This window comes from Kamptonema formosum PCC 6407 (assembly GCF_000332155.1).
GTDB lineage: Bacteria > Cyanobacteriota > Cyanobacteriia > Cyanobacteriales > Microcoleaceae > Kamptonema > Kamptonema formosum.
Map to the genome: position 1 here is coordinate 5,119 of NZ_KB235907.1, position 3,674 is coordinate 8,792.

At 42.2% G+C, this 3,674-nt stretch carries 5 protein-coding genes; 4 read left to right on the forward strand and 1 reads right to left on the reverse strand.

Annotation, left to right across the window (positions count from 1 at the left end):
• Positions 1–39 precede the first annotated feature (39 nt).
• A complete protein-coding gene (locus OSCIL6407_RS37435) occupies positions 40–771 on the forward strand; it encodes a hypothetical protein (protein WP_234709970.1) in 732 nt (243 codons plus the stop codon).
• 1,652 nt (positions 772–2,423) lie between these two features.
• Here OSCIL6407_RS37435 and OSCIL6407_RS33145 read toward each other — a convergent pair.
• The gene (locus OSCIL6407_RS33145) at positions 2,424–2,585 is read right to left on the reverse strand and encodes a nuclease A inhibitor family protein (protein ID WP_007355820.1); all 162 of its coding nucleotides are present in this window, start codon (positions 2,583–2,585) and stop codon (positions 2,424–2,426) included.
• A 327-nt stretch (positions 2,586–2,912) separates the two neighbouring features.
• Here OSCIL6407_RS33145 and OSCIL6407_RS0128895 point away from each other — a divergent pair, with 327 nt between their 5' ends.
• The 3 genes from OSCIL6407_RS0128895 to OSCIL6407_RS38220 all read left to right on the forward strand — a co-directional run bounded on the left by OSCIL6407_RS0128895 (position 2,913) and on the right by OSCIL6407_RS38220 (position 3,522).
• Positions 2,913–3,218 (forward strand): hypothetical protein, encoded by a 306-nt coding sequence (locus tag OSCIL6407_RS0128895; RefSeq protein WP_007355821.1) that lies wholly within the window; start codon positions 2,913–2,915, stop codon positions 3,216–3,218.
• A 65-nt stretch (positions 3,219–3,283) separates the two neighbouring features.
• Complete coding sequence (locus OSCIL6407_RS38460) at positions 3,284–3,382, forward strand: leucine-rich repeat domain-containing protein (protein ID WP_407635906.1); 99 nt, start codon at positions 3,284–3,286, stop codon at positions 3,380–3,382.
• Between the two features lie 14 nt (positions 3,383–3,396).
• On the forward strand, positions 3,397–3,522 hold the full coding sequence (locus OSCIL6407_RS38220; RefSeq protein ID WP_324603639.1) for a leucine-rich repeat domain-containing protein: 126 nt from the start codon (positions 3,397–3,399) through the stop codon (positions 3,520–3,522).
• The last annotated feature ends 152 nt before the right edge of the window (positions 3,523–3,674 follow it).

Here is a 3,674-nt window from a genome sequence, read left to right on the forward strand (position 1 = left end):
AGCTCATGATAAGTTACCTAAAGTTATATGTAACTAGCGATGAGTAAATTGGCAAGGGTGAAATATGGGACGGCTCAACTCCCATCTGGCAAAAAGATAGAGGTGGGTTTTAGGCAGTGGTATGAATGGCTAGAGCATCCAGAGACTAAATCCTTCAGGGTTGATGATGGCGAGGGTTACACAGCCAGAAAAGAAACAGAAGGAGGCTACTGGTACGCCTACCGCAAAGTTGAGGGAAAGTTACATAAGCGTTACATAGGATTGTCTAAGGCTCTGACTTTGCGGCGACTGGCTGAAGTTGGGGCATTATTCGATATCCCTAGTCAACCTAAGTTACCTAAGCCTATGGGTAACTCAAAGGTCAGTGAAGAGTTACATAATGAACTAGGTAACTTACAAACAGTTAACTTAGGGTTACAGAAGGAAATTACCCAACTAAAAGCAGAACTAGCAGAGGCGCGATCGCAACTTCCCTCCCAGACCGCGCAAGATTCCACATTTTGGGACTTTCCAGACGCGGCGGACTTGCTCAACCAGCTCAAGGCTAAGCGTAAAAAATCAAAAACTGATTTACAAGATGTGGAAGCAATCTTAGAACTGTTGCCAGAGATGCCACAACAATCACAGCCACAGCTACCCGATTTGTATGCAGCGAGGGATAAGCTTTTTGAGATGCCATCCTTGGGCGGCTGGAAGTTTGAGAAAGGTGAGAAGCGCGATCGCTTCTATGCTTTTGCCTCTGCTCTGATTGAAGAGGCCTACAAAACTTGACCAAAATTACACCATAATCCAGCGCTTACAATCTGACCTCAAGCAAGCAACCGAACGGTGCGACGGATACGGCAACCAGTTGAGAGAAAAGACAGAAACCATTCGCAAGCTTACGGCAAAGCTAGGGCAACGTCCGTTTTAGGTATTGAGCCGATATCTGTGTAAAAAGTGCAATATAAACTACCATTACCAACTTTCTTGCTTTGGCTGCTGTTGTATGCGATCGCTAACTCCAACTTCCAACAGTTCTCATTTCAGTCTTGCAAAAACCATAAAAACCATAAATTGGTCATTTTTACCCCCCTATAACGTCTATTTGACATGGCTTGCTATGCGACTACCACACTAACTACGAGGATTTAGGAGGTGTCGGAGTACAAAAAAGCAATTAAAAGTCAGCGAAAGTTAATTTAACTTAATTAAAATTTGTGAAAATTGGAGGATAATTTAGGATTTTTGAGGGACAAGTAGGAGATATTAGGAAATAAGAGGGAATAAGAGGAAATAGAAGGGTTAAAATATAAAGCTTTTTGTGGCTTCCACTAACTATCGGGGTGCGTTCCTTCTCACAAAAAGTTGCACCCCTGTGTGGAAGATGCAACTTAGGCTTATTGCTGGTAGGTATTACCTCTTAGAACCTGACCTTTGTCGCAGTCGTAACATCAGCGGGGTTAGTACCCGAATCAGCGAGGCAACAGAGCAGATGAAGATAGCGAACGATCGCTCTGCATGAACATTCTGGCAGCCCGAAAAAATTACTCTTCCAGTTCGCTTTTTTTGTACAAAAGTGCGGTAGCACTGCCTTCAATAAAACCAAACAAACTGAACTGCAACTCTTCCTAGAAAACGGCTATCGCCTTTGTTCCGATACATTAATATGAAATAGCTGAATGGCTATCACAAAGCGGCAATTAAAAGCAGCCTTAACAGCTTTTCAATTAGTTCGGCTTGCTCAAGTGTGAAAGTACAGCTTGCTATAAATGACACGAGTTACAGCTTGTATCTGCCAGGGTAAAAGGTAACTTTCCTTGCATCTTTTCAACATTATGGGATATTGAATTGAAAAACTAATTCAAATAGAAACTTATGGCAACTGAGCAAGAGCTTCAATCTCTTTTAATGCCTTGGATCGCGATCAAGATGGCAAAGTATCGAGTAATGAGCTTTTTTAAGTCCTGGGTTAAATGCAGTCATTTTAGCAGAAACAGGTACTAGCCCTGCGGAACTGCTAGCGACGTCTCGAGATGAAGAGGGTAATATTACCTTTGAAGCCTTGAAACAAGCTGTTAAGAAAGCAGGGAATTTAGAATAAGCGCGATCGCCCAGCCAGCAGCGATTGAAATAAAATCATTTATCCAAGTGGATGAGTGTCTTCCCCTGGTAATAGTTGCAGTAGTTATAGGGCAAAAAGCGATCGCTGACTACCAAGGATAAGAACTTGCTTCTTATCCTTTCGTCTGGCAGGGATTTAAGCCCCAGTTGACATTAGAGTTGTTATGTAGTGTTCATGATTTTTAGATTTCCTGATGTAGATAATGAAATGCCTGTCGCACTCTTACCCCCTGAGCCACTGTCACAACCCTACCCTAGTCAAGAAGTACCCGGATAGGCGGATGACTGCGAGAAAAACGCGATGCACGGCGATGAAAAATTCATGCTCGGCAACGGGGATGAGTATCTGGGGTTTTTGAGCGTTCTGGAGCAAAAGCGGTTAAGTTTTTCCAGTGAACAACCTCAAAGGGCGCGTCAGATTCACTGAGGAATAGCAGACCTTGGGAAGCTTCTTTGAGTTGGGCGGCGATAGGGTCAGTCATGATTTCAGCGTTTATCTAACTTTTTTAGCTTAATCCCTTTGCCTGCAAGTGATACCTGAAGCTGGCGGAACCAACCATTACCAGGTAAGGATTATAGCCGTTTACATTTATCAGACCACGCCCTTGATCTAGCTTTACCTCAACCCTCGCCATCTCCCAAAGTCACTTGTCTAACTGACCACTATTAAATTACTACTAATAACCAAAAACTCAGGTTTTAAACAACTCTCTTGTAGACGCATACATAAAGTGGTAACTACTCACCCCCGTCTTAAGGTAGTCAGGAAATACTGAAATCAATAGAGTTCAGTTATTCCACAAAGAAAAATGAAACTTACAGGCGCTACCAATAATACCTTCTCTTCGGTTGTTAATTCTGTTAAATCCATTGCTACTAAACTACCACTTAAAGTTGTTGTCGCTTCAGCTTTATTAATCGGCTTTACTGGAAGTATGGCGATGGATTCCTTCGTACTTACTGCACCAAGTTATGCAAAAACTGTGGAACCCGTGAAGGCTCAGAGCGCAGTTAGATTTAAGGATGCTAACTTTGAAGCTAGGCTTAGACAGCAGATAGGGATTCCCAATAGCACGCCACTAACGTTAAATGTTCTGCAAGGGGTAAAATTTTAAAATTTTGGTCACTCAAAAAAGTAATTTCATTAGAGGGAATTCAAGCACTTCGTAATCTGACTTCTCTGGACTTGCGTGACAACCAAATCAGTGATTTGAAACCATTAGCGGCGTTGACTAATCTTACTAGGCTGAACTTGGATAGCAACAAATCAGTGATTTGAAACCACTGGCGGGTTTGACTAATCTTACTAGGCTGGACTTGTATGACAACAAAATTAGCGATGTCAAACCACTGGCGGGGTTGACTAAATTAACTTGGCTGTTATTGAATGAAACGAAATCAGTGATGTTCAACCACTAAGAGGTTTGATTAATTTGAATTTTCTGGGCTTGCGTGCCAACAAAATACAGTGATGTCAAACCACTGGCGGGTTTGACTAAATTAACTTGGATGGAGTTGAGTGGCAATCCAATTAATAACTGTCAATCATTACCGGGACTTAAACAAAAAGT